This is a genomic window from Allobosea sp. NPDC055353 (assembly GCF_053644975.1).
Map to the genome: position 1 here is coordinate 1,693,783 of NZ_JBSHMC010000001.1, position 23,024 is coordinate 1,716,806.

A 23,024-nucleotide genomic window follows, 5' to 3' on the forward strand; every position below is an offset into this window, starting at 1 on the left:
ACACTATCTTGCTCTAGCGCCGTATCCGCCAAACTCATTGCAAGGGGACTAAATTTCATGTCCGTCGATCTCCGCATCTCCCCCGACCAGATCATCGAGCGCTATCTCTCGATGGAACTCGTGCGTGTCACCGAGCGCGCCGCCGTCGCAGCGGCCCGCCTGCGTGGCCATGGCAACGAGAAGGCGGCCGACCAGGCCGCGGTCGATGCGATGCGCCGCGAACTGAACCGCCTGCCGATCGATGGCGAGATCGTCATCGGCGAGGGCGAGCGCGACGAGGCGCCGATGCTCTTCATCGGCGAGAAGGTCGGCAACAAGCAGGGCCCGAAGGTGCATATCGCGGTCGATCCGCTCGAAGGCACCACGCTCTGCGCCAAGGACATGCCCGGCTCGATCGCCGTGATGGCGATGGCCGGCGCCGGCAGCCTGCTCTATGCCCCCGACGTCTACATGGACAAGATCGCTTGCGGTCCGGGCTACGCCAAGGGCGTGATCGACCTCGACGCCTCGCCGGCCGACAACATCAACGCGCTGGCCAAGGCCAAGGGCGTCAAGCCGAACGAGATCTCGACGCTGATCATGGATCGCCCGCGCCATGCCAAGCTGATCGAGGAAGTCCGCAAGACCGGGTGCTCGATCCGCCTGATCACCGATGGCGACGTCGCCGGCGTGATCTTCTGCACCCAGCCCGAGAAGACCGGCATCGACCTCTATCTCGGCATCGGCGGCGCCCCGGAAGGCGTGCTCGCGGCGGCGGCACTCCGCTGCGTCGGCGGCCAGATGCAGGGCCGGCTCATCCTCGACACCGAGGAGAAGCGCGTGCGGGCGCATGGCATGGGCGTGCTCGATCCGAACAAGAAATACGACATGTCCGAAATGGCCTCGGGCGACGTCATCGTCTGCGCCACCGGCGTCACCGATGGCGGCATGCTTTCGGGCGTACGCTTCGGCAAGGATTTCATCGAGACCGAGACGCTCGTCTACCGTTCGATCACCGGCACGGTCCGCCGCATCTATGGCGAGCACCGCGAGTTCTCGAAGTTCCAGCTCGATTGAGCACTTTCCTCACGCGGTCATCCCGGATCGGCGCCGCTAACGCGGCTTGTCCGGGATGACGTGTGAACTGGTCAAGCTATCGCCGCCGCCGCCGCTCGCCCGGCGGCGCGGCCCGAAAAGATGCAGCCGCCGAGGGAGCGCATCCCGTGCCGTGATCGGCACAGCTTTCCAATTCGGCATGTCCGACACGGGTTGACCTTGCCTGCGGCGTGCGCGACGCCGGAGGCACGATGAGTCTGATCCTGCCCCGTGCCTTTCTCGGCGTAACCCGTTCGGTGCTCGGCCGCCCCTGGCGCGACCGGCTCGACATCGCCGGCCTCGGCCGCGCCGAGGCGCTGAGCCAGTTGCAGGGCCTGCCGGATATCCTCGCCCGCCTGCTTGCCGCGCGCGGCGTCGAGCCCGGTGAGGCCGCCCGCTTCCTCGAGCCGAAGCTGCGCGACGTCCTGCCCGATCCCGCGGTCCTCATCGACATGGAGGCCGCCGCCGCCCGGCTGGCGCAGGCGGGCATAAGGGGCGAGCGCGTCGCGATCTTCGGCGATTACGATGTCGACGGAGCCTGCTCCTCCGCTTTGCTCGCGGGCTTCCTGAATCAGGCCGGCGCCCGCCCGCGTATCCATATCCCGGACCGCCTGATCGAAGGCTACGGCCCCAACAGCGAGGCGATCCGCATGCTGGCGGGCGAGGGCGCGAGCCTGCTCGTCACGGTCGATTGCGGCACCACCAGCGAGGAGCCGCTCGCCGAGGCGCGCCGGCTCGGCCTCGACGTCGTCGTGCTCGACCATCACCAGGCGCCGGAGCGGCTGCCGGCCGTCGAGGCGCTGGTCAATCCCAACCGACAGGACGATCTCTCCGGCCTCGGTCATCTCTGCGCCGCCGGCGTCGTCTTCCTCGCGCTGGTCGCGACCAGCCGGGCGCTGCGCCGGCAGGGCCATTGGGCGGCGCGCGGCGGCGAACCCGACCTGCTGGCAGCGCTCGATCTCGTCGCGCTGGCGACCGTCGCCGACGTCGTGCCGCTGCAGGGCCTCAACCGCGCCTTCGTGCGGCAGGGGCTCGCGATGATGCGCAGCCGCACCCGGCCGGGCCTCGCCGCGCTGATGGACGTTTCCGGCCTCGACGGCCCGATCCAGCCCTGGCATCTCGGCTTCCTGCTCGGACCGCGCATCAATGCGGGCGGACGCATCGGCGATGCCGCGCTCGGTGCGCGCCTGCTCCTGACTGATGACGAGGTCGAGGCACGGACCATCGCGACCGAGCTCAACCGCCTGAACCAGGAGCGCCAGGAGATCGAGCGCCTCGCGGTGCTGGAGGCGGTCTCGCAGGCCGAGCACGAACTTGCTGGCATGGCCGGGATGCCGGTCCTGCTCGCCGGCAGCGCCGACTGGCACCCCGGCATCGTCGGCCTCGTCGCGGCCCGGCTGAAGGAGCGTTTCCGCCGCCCGGCCTTCGCGCTAGCGCTCAACGGGGAGGGCGGGGCGACCGGCTCCGGCCGCTCGATCGCCGGAGTCGATCTTGGCCGCGCCGTGCGCGCCGCCGTCGAGGCCGGGCATGCGGTCAAGGGCGGCGGCCATGCCATGGCGGCGGGCGTGACGCTGGCTGCCGGCCAGGCGAGCGCCTTCCACGCTTTCCTGAACGCGCATCTTCAGCGTGAGGTCGACGCCGTCGGCGATGCCGAGGCGCTGCTCATCGATGCCGCGCTCAGCGCCGGCGGCGCCAGTCCGCGGCTGCTCGCCGAGATCGACAAAGCCGGCCCCTTCGGCTCCGGCAGCCCGGAGCCCGTCTTCGTCTTCCCGGCGCATCGGCTGACCGACGCCGTCGAAATCGGAACCGGCGGCCATGTCCGCATCAAATTGCGTTCGGGTGATGGCGCCAGCATCGGCGGCATCGCCTTCCGCGCTGCGCAGGAGCCGCTGGGGCAGGCTCTGCTCGCCGCGCGCGGCGAGAGCGTGCACCTCGCCGCGACGCTCTCGCTCAACCGCTGGGGCGGCCGGGAAACGGCGGAACTGCGCATCCTCGATCTCGCCCGGCCGGTCTGAGAGGCTGCCGGCTATTTTCTTGTGATCGGGTGCTTGCGGAGGAAGAGGCCTGCCACTATACCTCGCCCCGCTTCGGCACGAACCCCAGCGGTTCGCGGCATAGCGGTCTTCGTCTATCGGTTAGGACACCAGCCTTTCACGCTGGGGAGACGGGTTCGACTCCCGTAGACCGCGCCATTCCGGCCGTTCCGGTAAAGAACTGCGAAACCCGCAAGAACAGGCAATGGCCTGCGCAGCGCTGGATATAGCGCTGTGCTCGGTAGCGATCGACGGTTTGGGTTGAGCGCGCAGTGCGCTCCGACGGACCCGATATGCTTCGCTGCCGCGTGGGTTTGGCCGGCCTGTGCCTGCCCCCGCGGCGACCATCACTATTGCGCGTGACTGTTATCGAGGCTGAACACGGCGCCAGGCGGCACGGTCTCAGCGGAAGCCCGGCGGCGATAGCGCATGCCCGAACCACTCGACGAAACCGATGATGTCGAAGACCGGTCGACCGGTTGCTGCAGCGATCGCGGCTGAATGGGGCGGCAGATTGGTGCATTCGCACAGGATCGCCCCGACATTCGGGTGACGATGCACCAGGGCCTGCGCGGCGGCGACGACCTCGCGTTCCAGCTCGGCGAAGTCGGAAATACCGCCACGGTTGCCATAGACCGACCGAAACAGGGAATCCGACGGCAGCCCTGCGATGGCTGTGTCGGGGCGGGCGCCCACGGCCGCGAGATGCTGCGCGCTCAGGGCCTCGGCCGCGAACGTGAGGATGCCGACCTGCTGGCCCGCCGGCAGCATCGCCTCGATCAGCGGCGCCTGGAGCAGGCTGCTCGTCGCGACGGGGACCGGCAGGGCGGCGGCGAGCTCCTTCTGCAGCAGGGCCAGGAACCCGCAACTCGTCGTGATGCCGCGCACGCCGCAGGCGATGAGATCCTGTGCTGCCGCGATGAAGGGCTTCAGGAATTCCTCCGGGCGGCCATGGACGATCGCCGCCGGATCGGCGCCGCGCACCACGCGAAACTGCACCGGGAACCGCCATGTCCGGCCATTGCCGATGTCGCCCGGCAGCCGGCGGAAATGGGTGTCGAGCATCAGCACGCCGATGCTCAGATCGTTGACGGCGGCGGTCGATGGGCGCGTCGCGACATCGGTCATGAGAGGGTCTCCGATAAGCTCTGCTGCAGCGCTGTTTCCGTGGTCGCGAAGAACCAGGCGAGGAAGCGGTTCTCCCGCAACAGCTCAAAGGGGATGTCCTCCTGCGCGAGGAGGCCGGGCTTCCCGATCGAACCGGAGCGGAGAAGGTCCAGCACGGCCGCGACATGGGAGGCGGCGGTGCGCCGCATGGCGCCGACCACGACGCCGCCGATCTCGACCGGCTCGATCTTTCTCAGAAAATGCTCGGCCGCCTCGCTGCCGTCACGGCGGGAGGTCGCGACGATCGAGATCAGCAGGCGATCATCCGCGATCTCGGGCAAGCCGTTGAGGAAGAGATTACGCAGCAGATAGATGCGGTCGCGCAGCTTCAGCTCGTCAAGCAGGAACGCGATGGAGTCGGCATGGCCGGGATAGCGGATCGTATAGGAGACCAGGCTCGCGACTTGCCCCGCCAGGCGCGCGCAGAGCGTGTCGGGGATGGCGCTCGAAACGAAGGCCTCATAATCGCATGAATCGAGGCGCAGGGGGCTGCAGCGCGACAATGGCGCGAGCTCGGCCTTCTGGCCGTCGATCAGGGCGACGGAGGGGCGCGTGTACTCGCGCAGCGTCGCGTCGATATCCCAGATCAAGCCGTAGCCCAGGCGGCCGGACGGCTGCTGCGGCAATGCGCCGATCCGCACCGCGATGTCCGGCTCGTTGCCGCAGCGCGAGGCGAGGTCGAGCACCAGCCCCGAAACCAGGCCCGGAGAGATGCCGCATTGCGCGACGAAGCAGCCGGAGGCGACCTCGGCCTCGCGTCGGATAGCCTCCAATGCGGCCCCGTCGTCGCCGAGGTCGAGATAATGCGTGCCGTGGCGCCGGGCCGCGGCAGCCACCATCGGTGTCGCCGGGGATGGCAGCGCTGCGACGACGGCATCGGCGCCGGCCAGGAGCTGATCGAGCCGGGCCGGGTGGCTGGGATCGGCGTCGGCGAGCGGGAGCCCAAGCGCTTTGACCCTTCGGCGTCCGGGTTCCGTCGGATCGGCCAGGAGGATCTCGAATTCCGGCTGCTCGCGCAGGAGCAGCGCCAGCGCCGTGCCGATGCGGCCAGCCCCGACGATGACGACCTTGAAGCGCTGCACGCCGTTTTCCTGCCGGTCAGGCATGGAAGCGGGCCAGGAACGTCCTGAGGCGTTCGTTATCGGGGGCGTGCAGGACATGGTCCGGGCTGCCCTGTTCGGCGATACGCCCATCTTCCATGAAGACGACGCGGTTGGAGACGTCGGCGGCGAAGGAGATCTCGTGCGTGACGAGGACCATCGTCATGCCCTGTTCGGCGAGACTGCGCACGACGCCCAGCACCTCGCCGACGAGCTCGGGATCGAGCGCGCTGGTGATCTCGTCGAGCAGGAGCGCGTCCGGCTGCATGGCAAGCGCCCGGGCGATGGCCACGCGCTGCTTCTGCCCGCCTGAAAGCTGGTCCGGCCGTGCATCGCGCTTCTCGGCGAGGCCGACCTTGGCGATATAGTCCATCGCGATGTCTACCGCCTCTGCGCGCGGCTTGCGCTGCACGGTGACGGGGCCTTCGATCACGTTCTCCAGCACGCTCATATGCGGAAACAGGTTGAAGTGCTGGAACACCATGCCGACATGGCGCCTCAACTCGCCGAGGCCGAGGAGCTGGCCGTCGCCGCGGAATTTCGGGACGACGCGGCGGCCGCGATAGAGGATCTCTCCGCTGTCCGGCACCTCGAGCATGTTCATGCAGCGAATGAAGGTCGACTTGCCGGAGCCCGAGGGGCCGATGATCGCGACGACCTCGCCGCTCGTCAGGGACAGATCGATGCCGTGAAGGACGGGAAACGCGCCGAAGCTCTTGGTGATGGCGCGGGCTTCGAGGACGGTTTCGCGGGCGCCGGATGTGGGGAGGGTGGTCATGGGATGGTCCTCGCTCAATGGCCGCCGCGCGTCCGGCTCTCGACGATGTCGGCGAACTTCGTGATCGGGAACAGGATGACGAAATAGAGCACCGCAAGGACGGTGTAGGATTCCAGCGGGCGGTAGGTCTGCCCGTTGACGATGCTGGCCATATAGGTGAGCTCGGCCACCGAGATCACCGAGATCAGCGAGGTGTTCTTGAACTGCGTCACCGACTGGTTGATGAAGGCCGGCATCATCCGGCGGATCGCCTGCGGCAGCACGATGCGCCGCATGACCTGCCAGCCGGACATGCCGATCGCAGCGCCCGCTTCGGACTGCCCCTTGTCGATCGAGACGATGCCGCCGCGGAAGACCTCGGCATAGAACGCCGCCGCATAGAGCGAGAGCGTGATCAGCGCCGCCGCCCAGTTGGCCAGATCGAAGCCGAGCAGCAGCGGCAGGGCGTAATAGATCCAGAGCAGTTGGACGAGCAGCGGCGTGCATCGGAACAGTTCCTGAAAGCCCTGCGCCAGCCAGCTGAGTGGGCGGATGCCCGAGAGCCGCGCGAAGCAGAGGAGCAGCCCGAGGACCAGCCCGATGGCGATGGAACCCACCGTGTAGACGATGGTGATCCAGGCGCCCCAAAGGAACAGGTCGCTCGCCTGGAAGATCGGGGCGAAGCTCCACGTGTACATGTCATGCCAATCTTTGTTGGAAACGGCCCGAAAGCAGGATGCGAAGGTCGGCAAGCCGTTTTCGCGGTTATCCTGCCCTCATTCGCGACGGGAGTCCGGTTCGGGTTTCAGGCGGATCATGGTGATTCCGCCTGAAATCATGCAGCCTGACCGGGCCTTGTTCAGCCGCCGAAGCCGAAGCCTTCGGGCATGTCGTCGAGCGTGATGCCGAAAGGCGCCAGGCTCTTCACGATCCAGGTCTGGTTGTTGCCGATGCGGCGGTTGTACTCGGCCCAGGCGGAGACGAAGGCACGCGACTTCTCGTCGGCTTTCCAGTTCATCGCGACCACGGAGGGAGTCGAGAGCACCGGCGACGGCACCATCACCTTGCCGATGCCGCTCGCCTTCTTGCTCATGACGAGGCCGTTCAGCATCGTGTTGACGAGACCATCGGCCTTGCCGGTGACGACAGCCACGATGGCCTCGTCGCGCGACTTGAAGCGCAGCATCTTCGCCTTGGGCAGATACTGCTGGGAGATGAGATCCTGCGACGAACCCAGATCGACCGCGAAGGTGTATTTCGGGTCGTTGAGCTCGGCCCAGCTCAGCTTCGAGAGTTCCGCCTTGGGCGAGACGATGATGAAGCTGTTGAAATAGGTCGGGTTCGAGAAAGCGACCGAAAGCGAGCGCTGCGGCGTGGCTGTGACGCCGAGCGCGAGATCGACCTTGCCGCTCTGAACATCGAGGATGGAGTTCGGCCAGCTCGACTCGACGACCTCCAGCTTGACGCCGAGGGTGTTGGCGATGTCGCGGGCCATCTCGATGGCGAAACCGCGCCATTCGCCGGTGCGCGGGTCCTTGTTGAAGTAGGGGTCCTCGTTGATGATTCCGGGGATGCGCAGCACGCCGCGCGCGCGGATCGCCTCGATGGTGTCATCGGCCCGGGCCGAGGATTGAAGTGCCAGCAATCCAAGGCCGGCGGCGCAGATGGCGCGAATGATCGACTTCATGAGATTTCCACTCCGTTCCCTTTGCCGATGTTTTTCGGTCTTGTGCTGGTTGCTAGGACGGCAAAAGCCTATGCGACGCACTTGAGCGGACAATGCGAGAGTAGGGCACCCTCCTACCGGTTTTCTTATATGTTCGGGCGGCTCGCGAAGGCCTTCAGGCTCGCCTCCAGCACCTTGAGGTTCTCCGGGCGCAGCGGCGCAAGGGGTGCGCGCAGTTCGCTGCCGATCAGGCCGGTTCTCGCCAGCGCGGTCTTCACCGGCACCGGATTGCTCTCGATGAAGAGGTCGCCGATCAGGTCGAACAGCGCTTCGTGGATGCGGCGCGCCTCACGCGGGCCGCCCGCGAACCAGGCCCGGCACAAGGCCACGATCTCCGCCGGCAGCAGGTTCGAGGCGACGCTGGTCACGCCGTCGGCGCCGAGCGCCAGGAAAGGCAGGGTCAGCCCGTCATCGCCCGAATGGATCACGAAATCCTGCCCGAGCGCCAGCCTGAGTTCCGTGATGCGCTCCGCCTTGCCGCCCGCTTCCTTGATGCCGACGATGTTGGAATGAGCTGCCGCGAGCCGGGCCGCGGTCGCGGGAGCGATCTCGACGCCGGTGCGTCCCGGCACGCTGTAGAGCATGATCGGCAGGCCGACCGCGCTGGCGATGGCCGAGAAGTGGTCGAACAGCCCGTCCTGCGAGGGTTTGTTGTAGTAGGGCGTCACCAGCAGGAGCCCGTCCGCGCCCGCCGCCTCGGCGCGTACCGCCTTGCCGATCGCGAGCCCAGTCGCGTTCGAGCCTGCGCCGGCCATGACGAAGGCTCGGCCGCGCGCCGCCTTCACCGTGGTGCGGATGACGGTGTCGGCTTCCTCGTCGCTCAGCGTCGCGGCCTCGCCGGTCGTGCCGACCGGCACGAGCCCGGCGACGCCGGCGGCGATCTGCGCCTCGATCAGATTTTCGAGCGCGGGGATATCAAGCTCCCCGTCGCGGAACGGCGTGACCAGCGCCGTGAAGACGCCGGTGAGGCGGCGGCGCAGTTCTGGATCGATCATCGGCTTAACTCCTTGCATCGTCAGTCGATGACGACCTTGATTTCGCTCATTTCACGCAACGTCATGTGGATGCCCTCGCGCCCGAGCCCGCTCGACTTGATGCCGCCGAACGGCACGTTCTCGGCGCGGAAATCGGGCCCTTCATTGACCATCACGCCGCCGACGCGCAGCCGGCGCGCAACGCGCTTCACCAGCGCATGGTCATTGGTGAAAAGGCCGGCCTGCAGCCCGTAGGCGCCGCCATTGATCTCGGCGATCACCGCTTCGGGATCGTCGAAGCGGCGCACCGCGAGCACCGGCCCGAAGGTCTCCGATCGGACGAGTTCCGTCTGCGCCGGAACGGCATCGAGCAGGGTCGGTGCGAACAGCGTGCCGCGGCGGTTGCCGCCCGCGACGATCCGGGCGCCATCCGCGACGGCGAGTTTGACGCGCCGCTCGACCTCGGCCGCGGCCGGCTCGTCGATCACGGTACCCATGACGGTGGCGGCGTCGGCCGGATCGCCGGTCGAAACCTGCGCGACCTTTGCGGCGATGCGCTCGATCATCGTCTCGCGGACGGCATCGTGCAGGTAGAGGCGCTTCACGGCCGCGCAGCTCTGGCCGGCGATCTCGAAGCGGTGGGTGATCGCGACCTCGGCGGCGCGGTCGAGATCCGCATCCGGCATGACGATCAGCGGGTCGTTGCCGCCGAGTTCCATCAGGCAGCGCACGAGGCCGGAGGCATTCTTCAGCGCCAGGCCCGCCGCCGGCCCGCCGGTGAAGCTGAGCAGGTCGATATCGCCGCTCGCGATCATCGCCGCGACATCGGCGCCGCCATGGACCACGCTGAACAGGCCGGCGGGAAAGCCCGCCTCCTCGGCCAGCTCCGCCAGTCGCTGGGCGGCGAGCGGGGCCTTCGGCGAGGGCTTGGCCACGACGGCGTTGCCGGCCGCGATCGCGGGACCGAGCTTGTGGCAGAGCAGGTTGAGCGGATAGTTGAACGGCGTGATCGCGCCGAGGACGCCTGCCGGCTCATGCGTGATCACGGCCTGCTTGTCCGACGCCCCCGGCACGATGGCCGTCGGCAGCACCTCGCCATGAAGCACGGTCACGGCATCGCCGCTCAGCCGCAGCGTGTTGCCGGCGCGACGAACCTCGTTGCGCGCCTCGGTGATCGTCTTGCCGACCTCCGCGCAGATCGTCCGGGCCATCGCCTCGGCCTCGTCGCCAAGGCGTTCCGCGAGGCGATGGAGCAGGTCCTTGCGTTCGGCAGGCGTGCTGAAGCGGAAGCTCGCCCAGGCCTTGCGCGCCCGGCGCAGGGCATCGGCGACGGCGATCTCGTCGGCCTGGCGAACCTGACCGACGACGGAGCCGTCGAACGGACTGGTGACCTCGACCATAGAGGCGGCGGTGGCCCGGGCAGGCTTGGCGAGGGACAGGGGCACGGTCAGGTCACTCCGTTTCATCGGTTGTCAGGCGGGCGAGCGCTGCGACCGAAACCGGGCGCAGCGGCCAGCGCGGGGGGATTGCGGCCGGCAGTGGCCGGCCGCGCAGGGCTGCGATCATCGGGCCGCAGACGCGGCCCTGGCAGGCGCCGAGCCCGAAGCGGCCCATCAGCCGGATCTCGCGCGCGGAGGCGTCCTGCGCCAGAGCCGCAAGCTCCGCATAGCTGCGGCCTTCGCATCGGCAGATCAGCGTTTCCGGGGGCGGCACGACAGGCTCGCTATGGAGCGCCCGCGCGAGGGCGGCCTGGAAGCGGCGCGCCCGGATCAGGCCCCGCTCGTCCGGCGACGCGCGCCGCGCGGCGTGGCCGAGGCCGGCGAGCACCTGTGTTGCAGCGCGGCGGCCATCGAGGATCGCGGCATCGGCTCCGAGCGCTTCTCGCCCGTCGCCGGCGAGCAGGATCGGCACGGCCGCCTTGGGATCCGGCAGAGGAATGCCGGTACGGTTCGGCTCGATGCCGTCGTGGATCAGCAGATGCCGCACGTGCAGGACTTCCCGCTTGTCGCCGGCGCGGATGCCGAGCTTGAGCCCGTCGCCATCCGGCTCCGCCTGCGTGACGACCGCTCCGCAGCGATAGGGCACGCGGCTCACGGCGAGCGTCGTCGCATAGGCCGCAGCCTCGCTCATCGGGCCCCATGACAAAGCGAGTCGGACCAGCGCCCCCGGGGCGTTCCACGGCCTGCCGCGCTCCAGCACGGCGAGGGGCGGGTTACCGGCCTTGGCAAGCTGGGCCGCGAGAGCGGGCAGAAGCGCTCCGCTGCCGGCCACCAGGATCGGGCCTTCCGGAGGGCGGCCGGTTTCCTTGAGCAGCACCTGCGCGCCGCCGGCGCTCATCACGCCGGGCAGTTCCCAGCCGGGAAAGGGGCGGATCGTCTCGACGGCGCCGACGGCGATGATCGCTGCGCGGGGGCGGCGCGCGAAGACGCAGGCAGCGCGTCGATCGTCGAACAGGAAGCTCCCCTCGCCGTCGACCCCGAGAAAGATCGTCTCGGTCCGTGTCTCGATCCGGCCGGCGCAGGCTTGCAGCCGGGCCACCAGCCCGGCCCAGTTGCGGCGGTGCCGCGCGGGGCGCCAGACATGGCTGTCGTTGCCGGGGGCCGGCTGGCGATGGATCGCGCCGCCGAACTGGTCTCGCTGCTCGATCAGGAGGACGGGCAGGCCGGCTTCCGCGATGGTCGCGGCGGCGCTCGCGCCTGCCGGCCCGGCGCCGACGACGAGGATGGGAGCCTCACCCATTTTGGCCTCCGGCAAGGGGCAGCGAGCCGAGCCGGAGGCCCGCGCGCGCCGGCGTCAGACAGGCCTCGACCGGTGCCGCGCCCATCACGGCGACGACGCAGCCCTGGCAGGCGCCTGTTCCGCAGAAGACGCGTCCGCCTGGCGCTTGCGACGGCTGGCCGAGATCGGCAAGGCCGGCACGCAGCAGCGCCGCGGCGATCGTCTCGCCCGGCTTGAAGGCCACCGGGCCGCCGTTCCAGAAGAAATGGCTGGTCATGCGTGGACCTCGGCCCGGACCAGGCGCTGCGGCGACAAGGCGGACAGGTCGGCTTCGGGTCTCTCGCCGAGCAGCAGGCGGGCGGCGCTCGCGCCCATGAACGGGCCGAGGCAGATGCCATCGCCCTCGAATCCGGTGGCGATGACCACGCCCGGGCGATGCGGATGCAGGCCGACGATCGGCAGGCCGTCGCGGGAGGCCGACCTGACGCCGGCGAAGCTGCGCAGGACGCGGCGGGCCGCCAGCGGCGGGTAGAGATCGAGCGCCTCCCGCAGGATCGCCGCGATGGTCACGGCATCGGTGCTGTGGTCGCTGCGATGGTCCTCGCGGCTGCCGCCGATGAGGAACTGACCCGTCATCAGCGGGTCGATCACCAGCCCGATATGGCTGTTGTCGCGCACGATGCCGCGTTTTGCGGCCAGATAGGATGCCGCCATCAGATGACCATCGATGGCCGGCCCCGCGGTCGTGGCCCGGTCGGTAACGGCCATCTGGCCCTTCCGCGGGATCAGGATCTCGCCGAGGCCGAGCAGCGGCGCCGAGCCGATGCCCGCTGCGACGAGCACCGCATCGGCCGGAAGGACTTCGTTGCGGATCAGGACGCCGCAGGCACGGCCGGCCCGCATGACGATCTCGGAAACGGGCGCGTTGCGACGGATGCCGACCCGGCTCGTCGCCAGCAGGCGCTGGGTGATCTCGTAGCCCAGCGCATGCCCGTCATCGGGAATCTCGAGCGCGGCGCAGACGCTGTCGCCGAGGCCCGGAATGCGCGTGAGAAGCGTCGCACGATCGACCTCGACGACGCGTTCGCCCGCAGCCGCCAGGTCCGCGCCATGCCGGGCGACGAGATCGGCCTCGATGGCCGTGCGGGCAATGAGGAAGGTCGAGCGGCGGTGGAACAGGCCGCGAAACAGCCCCTCCCGCTCGTGGCGCACGTAGAAGGCGCGCGCATGGCGGGCGAGATCCATCATCGGGCCTGGCCGCTTGCTCGCCACCGAGACCGCTCCGTCCGAGGCGCCGGTCGCGCCCGCCGCCGGGCCGGAAGTATCGAGCAGCGTCACCCGCGCCCCTGCGGCGGCGAGGAAATGGGCGGCGGAGGCGCCGACGATCCCCGTGCCGATCACGGCGACATGAAGGGGTGAAGAGGAGGCCATGCAGAAGCGGTTCGTCCCGTAAAGCGATGGCCCGAACCTCGTCGGCTTCACCTATGGGGTCGATCCAAATCATCCGCCTCGACTTGCATCATTGTTTGCAAGTCGCCGAAGCCAGGCTGTTGTAGGAGATGTGAGGCACCGGCCGAGGGGGGCGCATGCGCGAAGCCAATCTGACGCTCATCCAGACGTTCTTCATCGTCGCGCGCGACGGCTCGTATTCCGCCGCCGCCCGCAAGCTCGGCATGAGCTACCAATCGGCCGCGAACCATGTCCGCCGGCTCGAGCAGCTGTTGAGCGAACGGCTGGTCGTTTCCGAGCAAGGCGCGAAGACGGTGACCCTGACGCCGCGCGGACGCAGCCTCTACAAGCTCCTGCTGCCGGAGCTCGACACGATGCTGACCCGGCTCGATCGGACGCTTCAGAAGGAGCGGCCGGTGCTGCGCATCGGCTTGCCGCAGGCGATCTTCTTCTACCTGATGCCGCCGATCCTGGGGCAGTTCCGCGCGCTTTTCCCGCAGGTCGAGATCATCGCCTTCGAGCGCGATACCGCTCTGCCGGAGATGATCCGCGACGGCAGCCTCGACCTGTGCATTACCGAGCGCTATTTCGGCGACCCCAATGTGCCGCAGCACCTTGTCTGCACCTATCGGCCGGCGCTCGTTTTCCCGCGCGAATGGGGCGCGCCGCCGCAAGGCGAGATCAGGCAATGGGTCCAGGGGCGCCCCTTCGTGACCTATGAGCCCGGCCAGCTTCTGCGCAACCTCGCCATCGACTACCTGCAGGCGGGCGATATCGAGATGGAGATCGCGATCTCGACTTCGGGGAGTTCGAGCGTCAAGCGCTGCGTCGAGGCAGGTCTCGGTTATGCGATCATCCCCGCCTGGTGCATCGACGGCACCGAGACCACGATTACCGCGATCGGTTTGCCGGAACTGCCCGAGATTCCCATTTATTTCGGCGAAGCCAGCTTTCTGGCACGGAACCCGTACGTCGTTGCGCTAAGGCAGCTTTGCGTGGGCTTCACGTCCGTGATGGGATGAGGTCCCTATCGGCACGCGCCACGAAGCTCTGTCCACCCATGCGCTCTTTCGAAAATATTCCTGTTGGCGAGGCCTGCGGATCCGGAGCGGACTGGCCGTTCCTGGCGGCGCGGCACCTGCTGAGAGAACCTGCCTGGGGCGCGATCTCCGGCATCCTGAAGGATCTTGGCATGCGGGCCGATGTCGATCGGGCCTGGATGTTCGAGTACGACGATGGCCTGCTGCGCTTCCACAACACCCATGAATGGTGCCGGGACGGCGTGTGCTCGCATGTCCAGGACCTTCAGGACGCCCCGGTGACCATGATCGGCTGGCTGCATCGCTCCCTGGTCAAGGGCGAAGCGGTCATGATTCACGATGTCGAGCGCTTGCCACGGCTCGCCGGCCCCCTGGCGGCTGAAATGCTGCGGCAGGACGACAAGAGCGTCCTGAGCGTGCCGGTCTTCGGCAAGGGCAGGCTGCGGGCCTGTATCGGCTTCGACATGACGCGGACGCGGCGGACATGGAGCGCGGGCGAGGCGGTCTCGCTCGCAGCCTGCGCCGAACTGATCGGCCTGGCGCTCTACAAGGAAACTGCCGAGGGGCTTCCCCCGCCCGAGGCGCAGGCCCGCATTGCCGGCTCATTTCCGCCGCTGCTGTATCTGCGCCGCGCCGGCGAGGTCCGGGGCGTCACGCCGGGCGAGATTCTCGGCCTGCGCTCGGCCAGGGACTATACGCAGGTCTGGTTGATGGGAGGATCGGTCATGCTCGATGCCCGCCCATTGGGCTTGTGGACCGCGCTCCTGCCTGCGGCTGATTTCCTGCGCATTCACCGGAGCGCGATCGTCAACCTGAAGCATGTCAGCAAGATCGGACCGGCAGGCGCGGGCAATGGCAAGTGGACGGTCCAGTTGCGCGCCAGCGAGGCGGTCTGGAGCGTCTCGCGCCCTTACCGACAGGCTCTCCGGGAACGCCTCGGCATCTGATTCGAGGCAGGCTCGGCGCAAACGGTTTCAAGGCATCCTGCCGGCGCAGCGGTAAGGCCGGATTAATCCTCCTGCGAAATGGCATGTCGATTCGTCGGCACCAGCCGGCAATCGGTCGAAACGGGCTTGCCAGCCTGGGCTTCGGTTGCTCCCATTCACGGACTCTCCGGCATCGGACGAGCGCTTCGAGGGGTCCCGTGATGCGCAGGAGCTTCGGTCTCTCGTCGCGCTGGCTGTCCTGTTCCGTCTCCGGCCTGGCGTTGGTGACGGCCGCCGACCTGCTTGCCGGCATGCCGGCGCTCGCCCAGAGCTGTCCTGCGGACGCCGTCATCTGCATCGACAATTCGGGAGCCGGCGGGCGCGACGGGAAATCGGGCGGAAACCACAATGACAACGGCGAGAACGGCCAGTCGGGGCGCGACATCACGACCCAGATTCCGTCACTCGGAGTGGCTTCGACTATTCCCGGTCACGGCGGCGTCCTGCTGCGCAGCAATGGCGGCAAGGGCGGCGAGAGCTCGGACCGCCACAACCATTGGGGCGGCAATGGCGGCGACGGCGGCGCGATCACGGTAACGGCGCGCCCGACAGCGCAGACGCCCTCCGGTCCCTTCTTCAGCCAGCTCGGCCCGGGGCTGACGCTGATCTCGCTCGGCGGCAATGGCGGGGCGACGAGCATCGTCACCGGCGGCCACAGCTATGGCCAGGCCGGTCACGGTGGAAATCTGACGACGGATCTGACCCTCTCCAGCGCTACCGTCACGGGGCATTTCCTGTGGGCGACCACTGCGGGCGGCTCGGCTTTCGACGCGGCCGCGCGACATCTGGCGGTCAACGAGAAAGCGGGCGATGGCGGGCGCGGAGGCGACATCACCTCGAAGATCTCGGCCGGGACGATCACGGTTCAGGGGCCGAGCATGGTCGGAGCCGCGATCGGTCTCGCCTCGAGCGGCGGCAATGGCGGCGGCGGCCGCGGCAACAGCGTCAACCCCAACTATGACGGCGAATCGGGCCTCGGCGGTGCCGGCGGACGGATCGATCTGACTTTCAGCGGCGCGCTGACGACGACGGCCGGGGGCATCGCGGCCAGCAGCATCGGCGGGCATGGCGGCTCCGGGTTGCCGGCGGGAGCCCTGAGCTCCGGCAGTGCCGGCGGAGCCGGTGGCCAGGGCGGCGACATCAGCATCATCCTGCGCGGCACGGCTTCGCACATCACGGCGACGGGAGACGGCACGTTCGGCGTCCGCGCCACGAGCATCGGCGGCGACGGCGGCAATGGCAGCAAGGGCCATGTTGCGGGGCCGGAGGGCTATGATGGCGGCAATGGCGGTGGCACCGGCCGGATCACCATCTCGAACGGGATCGGCATCACCACCATCGGCCGCGACAGCTATGGCATCGGCGCCTTCGCCACGGGCGGGAAGGGCGGTGCCGGTGGTGACGACCACGGCGTGATCTGGTCGAGCGGCGGCAGTGGCGGCAGCGGCGGCGGCGATGCCGCGATCAGCATCACCAATGCGGGCGCGATCAGCGCCGGCGGCGACACGCCCGAGACCAGCGAGAACGCCAAGGGCATCGTCGCGCGCAGCATCGGTGGCGGCGGTGCCACCGGCGGCAGCACGCAGGGCGGCTTCGTCTCCGCCGGAGGCAGCGGCGGCAATGCCGGCGATGGTGGCCTCGTCACGGTGACGAACACGCGTTCCGGCAGTGTTACCACTCACGGCGCCTTCGGTACGGGGATCGACGCCATGTCGATCGGCGGCGGCGGCGGCGATGCCGGCATCGCGCGCGCCATCAGCGTCGGGCCGCTCGGCGTCAGCCTTGGCGGCAGCGGCGGCGGTGGCCGCTCGGGCGGCGCCGTCTCGGCCGGCAATAGCGGCGTGGTCGCGAGCTTCGGCGCCAACGCCACCGGCATCAGCGTCAAGAGCATCGGCGGTGGCGGCGGCAATGGCGGCGCCGCGAACCTGATCGCGATCGGGATCGGGCTCAATGTCGGCGTCAATATCGGCGGGAGTGGCGGCAGCGGCGGCAATGGCGGCACCGCCAGCCTCGTCAACGATGGCGAGGTGACGACGGCCGGCGCGCAGAGCATCGGCATCACCGCCCAGAGCATCGGTGGCGGCGGTGGCAATGGCGGTTCGGTCTGGACGAAGCAACTCACCGTGGGCGTGCCGATCAGCGGCAGTCCGACGGGGCCTGCGGCCGCCGCGCTGAGTGTCGCGGTCGGTGGGACCGGTAGCAGTGGCGGGGCCGGCGGCAGCGTCGATGTCAAGCAGGTGGGGGCGATCGGGACGGCCGGCGCCGGCGCGCATGGCCTCGTCGCCCAGAGCATCGGCGGCGGCGGCGGTATCGGCGGCTCCACTGCCACGCAGAGCCTGACCCTGCTTGCCGCCTCGCAATTCACCACTGGCGTCGCCGTTGGCGGAGCGGGCGGCATCGGCGGCGTCGGCGGCACGGTCAATGTCCTGAACAGAGGCACGATCGCAACCGGTGGCGACAACGCCCGGGGCATCATCGCCCAGAGCATCGGCGGGAGCGGCGGTGTCGGCGGCAGCGCGCTGGCCGAGGTCAGCGGCGCGCAGATCGTGCCCCTGCCGGAAGGAACGCCGCAGGCCGCGCCGACAACGTTCGGGGTGGCGACTTCGGTCGGCGGGCATGGCGGCCTCGGCGCTGTCGGCGGCAGCGTCGTCCTCACCAATGAGGGGACGATTACCAGCACGGGCATCGCCGCGGCCGGCATCTATGCCCAGAGCGTGGGCGGCGGCGGTGGGGCGGGCGGAAGCTCCCAGGGCAAGACCAGCCCGTCGCAGCGCGGAACCGCTGCGATCACGGTCGGCGGCACGGGCGGAAGCGGCAATCACGGCGGCTCGGTCACGGTCGCCAATCGTGGCACCGTGTCGACGGCCGGCGAGATGTCCTATGGGATTTTCGCGCAGAGTATCGGCGGGGGTGGTGGCGATGGCGGCAATGCGGAGCGGCTCACCGGCAACTCGCTCGCCTCCGCGATCGGTGGCGACATCAGCGCCATCTTCCGGCTGATCAGCACGCTGCGCGCGATCTCCGCCGACAAATGGGTGACGAGCCAGTTCACGCCTTCCTTCACCAGCAATGTGACGGTCGGCGGCAATGGCGGCAGCGGCAGCCATGGCGGCACGGTCGCGATCGACAATGCCGGAAAGCTGCAGACCACGGGAACCGGTGCGCATGCCATCGTGGCGCAAAGCATCGGCGGCGGTGGCGGCAATGGCGGCAGCGCCGATTCCCATTCGATCAACACGCTGACGACGACCCTGGTCGATGCGCTCGGAACGCTCGCCGCCGCCGGCGCGAATTTCCGGCAATTTCCCGAGACCTTCGGCCTCAACCTGAATCTCGGTGGACGCGGGGGCGGCTCCAGCAATGGCGGCGCGGTCAAGATCGCCAATAGCGGCACGATCGAGACGAGCGGCGCCGGAGCGGCGGGCATCTTCGCCCAAAGCATCGGCGGCGGAGGTGGCAATGGCGGCAGCGTCGGCCGCAGCGTCGAGGACATCGCCAAGGATCTGTTCTCCGACGCCAACATGCGCACGACCTTTCTGCGCGCGCTGCTCGACGCGGTTCCGCTCCTGCAGGCGCAAGGCGGCGCCAGCCTCTCCTTCAATGTCGGCGGCGCCGGCGCCAGCGGCGGCGATGCCGGCCATGTCGAGATCACCAACACCGGCCAGATCACGACCCATGGCGACCAGGCGCCGGGCATCTTCGCCCAGGCGGTCGGCGGCGGCGGCGGCAATGCCGGCAGCAGCCATACGGCGCTCGGCAACCAGTCCTTCAATATCGGCCTCAATATAGGCCGCGGCGGCGGAGCCGGCGGCCATGGTGGTGGCGGGCTCAGCGTCGCCGGTGATCCGACCGATTATGCGATCGTGGTCGAAAACCGCGGGCGGATCGGCACCTTCGGCGTGGACTCGGCTGGCATCCTCGCCCAGAGCGTCGGTGGCGGCGGCGGGCGCAGTGCGTCCCGCTTCGGCGGCGGTGCCGGCGTCGGCAACATGCCGATCTCGCTCCGCGGCGCGACCAAGGTCGGTGCCTTCGGTGCGAACGGGCACGGCGGCAATGTCTTCGTCAGGTCGACCGGCCGAATCGAAACCTCGGGGCTGCTCTCGCACGCGATCATGGCCCAGAGCATCGGCGGCGGCGGTGGCGCGGCGAGCCTAGTATTCGACCGCCCCGCTTCCGGTTCGCATGACATCACGCTCGGGGCGGAAACCGGGCGCGGGAAAGCCGATGGCGGCAAGGTCACGGTCGCCGTCGACGGCCTGGTCAGGACCTCCGGTGACCTTGCCTTCGGCGTTCTCGCCCAGAGTATCGGCGCCGGCGGCGGCTATGTCGCCTCTGCGAGCACGCAGGGCGCGCTCGCCTTTCCGATGACGCTCAGTCTCAATGCCACCCGCGGCGTGCTCGGCAACGGGCAGGACGTCGCCATCGCCCTCGGCAAGGACGGCGATCTCACGACCACCGGCAAGGCGGCTCATGGCATCGTCGCCCAGAGCATCGGTGCCGGCGGCGGCATCGCCGCGCTGACGACGCAGCCGGGTCTCGTCACCCTCAACCCGGTCTCTCTTTTCGGTTCAGTGACCTATGGCGACGGCGGCGCTGTCGGCGTCAGGGTCGACGGATCGGTCGAAACCTATGGGCAGGGCGCCATCGGCATCCTGGCGCAGAGCATCGGCGGCGGCGGCGGCATTGCCGGCGACCTCTCGTCGATCTCCTACGATACCGGGCTGGTGCGATCAGCGCCCGGCAACGTCCAGGGCGCAGGCGGCAATGGCGGCGCGGTGAAGGTCGCCGTCGGGGACAATGGCTGGGTCGCGAGTTTTGGCCCCCGTGCTCCCGCCATCGTGGCGATGAGCCTTGGCGGCGGCGCGATCTTCAAGGATGGCGGCATCCTGCTCGAGGCAAATCAAGGCGCTTGGGGAACCAACACCAAGGGCGGCAAGGTCGAGATCACGGTCGGGCGCGATGCTGTCGTGCATGCGGGCGGGGCCGGGGCGCCGGCGATCGTCGCGGTCAGCACGAGCGCCAGCCCCGACGTGAACAACCGCTCGACGCCGATCGCGATCAGCATCGCCTCAGGGGCGCATGTCACCAGCGAGCAGGATGCGGCGATCCTCGCGATCAGCGAGTTCTACACGCGCGTCGACAATGCAGGCGTGATCCGCGGCAAGGTCGCCGGGCGTTCGACGAATGGTGGCCTGTCGATCAGCAACAGCGGAACCATGATCGGCGACATCCTCACCACCGGTGATCCGTTCAACAGCGACGTCGAAAACCGGCCCGGCGGCGTCCTCGCCATGGGCGCGCAATATCAGACGCGGCTTTTCAACTCCGGGACGATCAATCCGGGCGGTGCGGTGCTCCACGGCGGAAGCATCGCCACGACGCGGATCACGAGCGTCTTCGAACAGCGCCCGGACGGAATCTACCAGGCTGACGTGAATTTTGGCGCCGGCACCGCCGACATGATCTCCGTCGCCAGTTCGGGCACGGCACCGTCGCTGGCCGGTCAGCTTGAACCGCAGCTTCAGAAGCCCCGGCCGGGCGTCTCGCTGCAGGTCGCGCATTTCGACGATCGGCCGGCGGGCGCCTTCGCGCTCAAGAGCGGGACGACGGCGTATAGCTACCGGATGCTCCAGAGCCCGGACGGGCGCGACCTGTTCCTGACGGTCGACGGCCATTTCGGCCTTGCCAATGGCGGCCTGAGCGCCGACCGGTCGCGCGTCGCGAAGCATATCCAGGCGCTGTGGGACAGCGGCGACACGCGGGCCGCCGCGGTGTTCGACGCTTTCACGAGCGTTGAAACGCTGGCGCATCACGGCAGCGTTGTCGATGCGATCGCCAATGACGGGGTCGGTGCGCGGTCCGCCAACCAGATCAACGAAGCCTTCGCCTTCTTCAACCGGATGATGAGCTGTCCGGCCTTCACGGGCTCGGGTGCGGCCCTCTCCGAAGGCGATTGCAACTGGGCGCGGGTCGGCTCGAACTGGATGCGTCGCGGCAGCAGCGCCGACGATAGCGGCTTTCGGATCAGGCAGACCACGCTGAGCCTCGGGGCGCAGAGGGAGTTCGCGCCTGGCTGGTTCCTCGGCGGTGCAGCGAGCTATGGCTTCGGGCGGACCAGCACGGCGGCCGGCGCGACCAGCGACAATGACAGCTTCATCGGCGGTCTCACCTTGAAGCGCCAGCTCGGCCCCTGGCAGTTTGCCGCGGCGGTGCAGGTCGGTCACGATAGGGCGAAGACGTCGCGGCGGGCGCCGGGAGGCATTGCCACGAGCGAGCCGCAGCTCGATTTCGGCGGCGGCCGCCTGCGTGCCGCCTACCAGATGGATTTCGGGAGCTGGTACGCCAAGCCCTTCGTCGATCTCGATCTCAATTACACGGTGCAGCGCGGCCATCGCGAAAGCGGGGCCGGCTGGTTCGATCTCGCGGTCCATCGCAGCGACCGTTTCACCGTCATGGCGACGCCGAGCCTGGAGATCGGCATGCGCCACGATCTCGAAGGCATGACGTTGCGGTCCTATCTCTCGGCGGGCGTGAGCATCCTGCCGAGCAGCGACTGGACCTCGAAGCTGCATCTCGCTGCCTTCGAAGCAGCTCCCTTCACCCTCGTGACAGGGCTGCCCAAGACCTATGGCAACGTCTCGGCCGGCCTGGAACTGGTCACCGCGAAAGGCTTCGAGCTCCGTGCCGAATATTCGGCGCGCGCTGCCAGCCGCTATCTCCACCAGTCGGCGACCCTGCGCGCGGCCTACCGGTTCTAAACCCTGCATCCGGGCAACCGGCGACACATCAGGATGATGCGGAGCGATCATGACATTCATCGGCAAGGCGGGCGCCGCATTGGCAGCGCTCCATATCCTGACGGCAACGGCCGGTGCGCAAACCAAGGATCCAGCGCTGCGGGATGCCGTCTCCATGGCCGCCACGGCGATGTTCCTGAATTCCGGCGCGCCCGGCCTGATCCTCGCCGTCGTCCAGGGCGACGAAACCGAGATCGCCGGTGTCGGCGAGACCGCGCCGGGCAGCAAGACCGAGCCGGACGGGCGCTCGATCCTGCGGCTCGGCTCGATCTCGAAAGTGTTCACGGGCGATCTCCTGGCCGACATGGCGGCGCAGGGCCGCGTTGGCCTGAGTGATCCGTTCACACGTCATGTTCCTGCGGCGGCGGTCGTTAAATCCTTCGGCGGCCAGCCCTTCACCCTGCTGGATCTCGCGACGCATTCGGCGGGACTGCCGCGCGAGTTGCCCGATCCGGCCGTGAAGGGCGAAGGCAACCCGTTTGCCGCCTACCGCGCCGACTACTACTGGAGCTGGATGCGGCAGAACGCACCGGCTTACGCGCCGGGCACGACCGCGATCTACTCCAATGTCGGCTTCGGGCTGCTCGGCGAGGCTCTCGCTCAGGCCGGCGGCAAATCCTTCCCCGACCTGCTTCGCGACAGGATCACCGCGCCGCTCGGCATGGCCGATACGGTCGCCCGGCTTTCGGACGCGCAGAAGCCGCGCCTGATGACGGGGCTCGACCCGTTCGGCAATCCAGACCCGAACTGGGAGGCGACGCCGATCATGGCGGCCAGCGGCGGGCTCTATTCGACGGCCGACGACATGGTGCGCTGGATGCGCTGGCACCTTTCGGACGAGGCTCAGGCGACGATGGCGCTGGCCCACGCGCTCTGGCGCCCGCATGACGGCTTGCGCCGCGCCGTCGGGGTCGAGGTCACGGATTCGGAAGGCATGGGGCTGGGTTGGGTCGTCAGCCGCGCCCGCGACGGCGTCCCGCTGCTGCTCGGCAAGAGCGGGGGGCTCGGCGGCTTCATGACCTATGTCGTGCTCGCGCCCAATCGCAAGCTCGGCATCTTCGTGGCGGCAAGCCGCGTCAATTTCGCGATGTTTGAGGGGATCCGGCAATCGGTCCGGAATCTCGCAGCCGAACTGGCGCCAGTGGGCTCCCGGGCGCCGGTTCGCTGAAAATATCCCTGCGGCCCGCCTCGTTCGCGCCAGCC

The 23,024-nt window shown here is 68.8% G+C and carries 16 protein-coding genes and 1 tRNA gene; 7 read left to right on the top strand and 10 right to left on the bottom strand.

What is annotated here, in order from left to right; translation table 11 throughout:
• The first annotated feature begins 57 nt into the window (after positions 1-57).
• The 3 genes from glpX (at position 58) to ACWIEX_RS07910 (ending at position 3,266) form a co-directional block, all read left to right on the top strand.
• The gene (glpX, locus tag ACWIEX_RS07900) at positions 58-1,056 is read left to right on the top strand and encodes a class II fructose-bisphosphatase (protein ID WP_061963934.1); all 999 of its coding nucleotides are present in this window, start codon (positions 58-60) and stop codon (positions 1,054-1,056) included.
• Between the two features lie 230 nt (positions 1,057-1,286).
• The gene (gene recJ / locus ACWIEX_RS07905; protein ID WP_454032530.1) at positions 1,287-3,089 is read left to right on the top strand and encodes a single-stranded-DNA-specific exonuclease RecJ; all 1,803 of its coding nucleotides are present in this window, start codon (positions 1,287-1,289) and stop codon (positions 3,087-3,089) included.
• A gap of 102 nt (positions 3,090-3,191) precedes the next feature.
• A tRNA-Glu gene (locus ACWIEX_RS07910) sits at positions 3,192-3,266 on the top strand.
• A gap of 243 nt (positions 3,267-3,509) precedes the next feature.
• On the opposite strand, the gene ACWIEX_RS07915 is transcribed toward ACWIEX_RS07910, so the two are convergent.
• The 10 genes from ACWIEX_RS07915 to ACWIEX_RS07960 form a co-directional block, all read right to left on the bottom strand.
• The gene (locus tag ACWIEX_RS07915) at positions 3,510-4,235 is read right to left on the bottom strand and encodes an aspartate/glutamate racemase family protein (protein WP_454032531.1); all 726 of its coding nucleotides are present in this window, start codon (positions 4,233-4,235) and stop codon (positions 3,510-3,512) included.
• The gene (locus ACWIEX_RS07920; RefSeq protein WP_454032532.1) at positions 4,232-5,356 is read right to left on the bottom strand and encodes a saccharopine dehydrogenase family protein; all 1,125 of its coding nucleotides are present in this window, start codon (positions 5,354-5,356) and stop codon (positions 4,232-4,234) included. The genes ACWIEX_RS07915 and ACWIEX_RS07920 overlap by 4 nt, the downstream gene beginning before the upstream one ends.
• 16 nt (positions 5,357-5,372) lie before the next feature.
• Entirely contained in the window at positions 5,373-6,152 is a 780-nt protein-coding gene (locus ACWIEX_RS07925) for an amino acid ABC transporter ATP-binding protein (RefSeq protein WP_454032533.1), read from the bottom strand.
• A 14-nt stretch (positions 6,153-6,166) separates the two neighbouring features.
• A complete protein-coding gene (locus ACWIEX_RS07930) occupies positions 6,167-6,829 on the bottom strand; it encodes an amino acid ABC transporter permease (protein ID WP_454032534.1) in 663 nt (220 codons plus the stop codon).
• A 161-nt stretch (positions 6,830-6,990) separates the two neighbouring features.
• Positions 6,991-7,818 (bottom strand): transporter substrate-binding domain-containing protein, encoded by an 828-nt coding sequence (locus tag ACWIEX_RS07935; protein WP_454032535.1) that lies wholly within the window; start codon positions 7,816-7,818, stop codon positions 6,991-6,993.
• Positions 7,819-7,943: 125 nt separating this feature from the next.
• Complete coding sequence (gene dapA, locus ACWIEX_RS07940; RefSeq protein ID WP_454032536.1) at positions 7,944-8,852, bottom strand: 4-hydroxy-tetrahydrodipicolinate synthase; 909 nt, start codon at positions 8,850-8,852, stop codon at positions 7,944-7,946.
• Between the two features lie 20 nt (positions 8,853-8,872).
• Positions 8,873-10,276, bottom strand: coding sequence for an aldehyde dehydrogenase family protein (locus ACWIEX_RS07945; protein WP_454032537.1), 1,404 nt, complete (start codon positions 10,274-10,276; stop codon positions 8,873-8,875).
• A gap of 7 nt (positions 10,277-10,283) precedes the next feature.
• Positions 10,284-11,570 carry an FAD-dependent oxidoreductase gene (locus tag ACWIEX_RS07950; protein WP_454032538.1) on the bottom strand — a complete coding sequence of 429 codons (1,287 nt, stop codon included), beginning with the start codon at positions 11,568-11,570 and terminating at the stop codon, positions 10,284-10,286.
• Complete coding sequence (locus ACWIEX_RS07955; RefSeq protein WP_454032539.1) at positions 11,563-11,826, bottom strand: 2Fe-2S iron-sulfur cluster-binding protein; 264 nt, start codon at positions 11,824-11,826, stop codon at positions 11,563-11,565. Before ACWIEX_RS07955 ends, ACWIEX_RS07950 begins: the two co-directional genes overlap by 8 nt.
• Entirely contained in the window at positions 11,823-12,980 is a 1,158-nt protein-coding gene (locus tag ACWIEX_RS07960) for an NAD(P)/FAD-dependent oxidoreductase (RefSeq protein WP_454032540.1), read from the bottom strand. Before ACWIEX_RS07960 ends, ACWIEX_RS07955 begins: the two co-directional genes overlap by 4 nt.
• A gap of 155 nt (positions 12,981-13,135) precedes the next feature.
• On the opposite strand from ACWIEX_RS07960, the gene ACWIEX_RS07965 reads away from it, so the two are divergent.
• The 4 genes from ACWIEX_RS07965 (at position 13,136) to ampH (ending at position 22,989) form a co-directional block, all read left to right on the top strand.
• A complete protein-coding gene (locus ACWIEX_RS07965; protein ID WP_454032541.1) occupies positions 13,136-14,020 on the top strand; it encodes a LysR family transcriptional regulator in 885 nt (294 codons plus the stop codon).
• A gap of 38 nt (positions 14,021-14,058) precedes the next feature.
• Positions 14,059-14,985: a GAF domain-containing DNA-binding protein gene (locus ACWIEX_RS07970; RefSeq protein ID WP_454032542.1), complete on the top strand. Its 927-nt coding sequence runs from the start codon at positions 14,059-14,061 to the stop codon at positions 14,983-14,985.
• Between the two features lie 200 nt (positions 14,986-15,185).
• A complete protein-coding gene (locus tag ACWIEX_RS07975; RefSeq protein ID WP_454032543.1) occupies positions 15,186-21,782 on the top strand; it encodes a hypothetical protein in 6,597 nt (2,198 codons plus the stop codon).
• Positions 21,783-21,831: 49 nt separating this feature from the next.
• Positions 21,832-22,989: a D-alanyl-D-alanine-carboxypeptidase/endopeptidase AmpH gene (ampH, locus tag ACWIEX_RS07980; protein WP_454032544.1), complete on the top strand. Its 1,158-nt coding sequence runs from the start codon at positions 21,832-21,834 to the stop codon at positions 22,987-22,989.
• Positions 22,990-23,024: the final 35 nt, after the last annotated feature.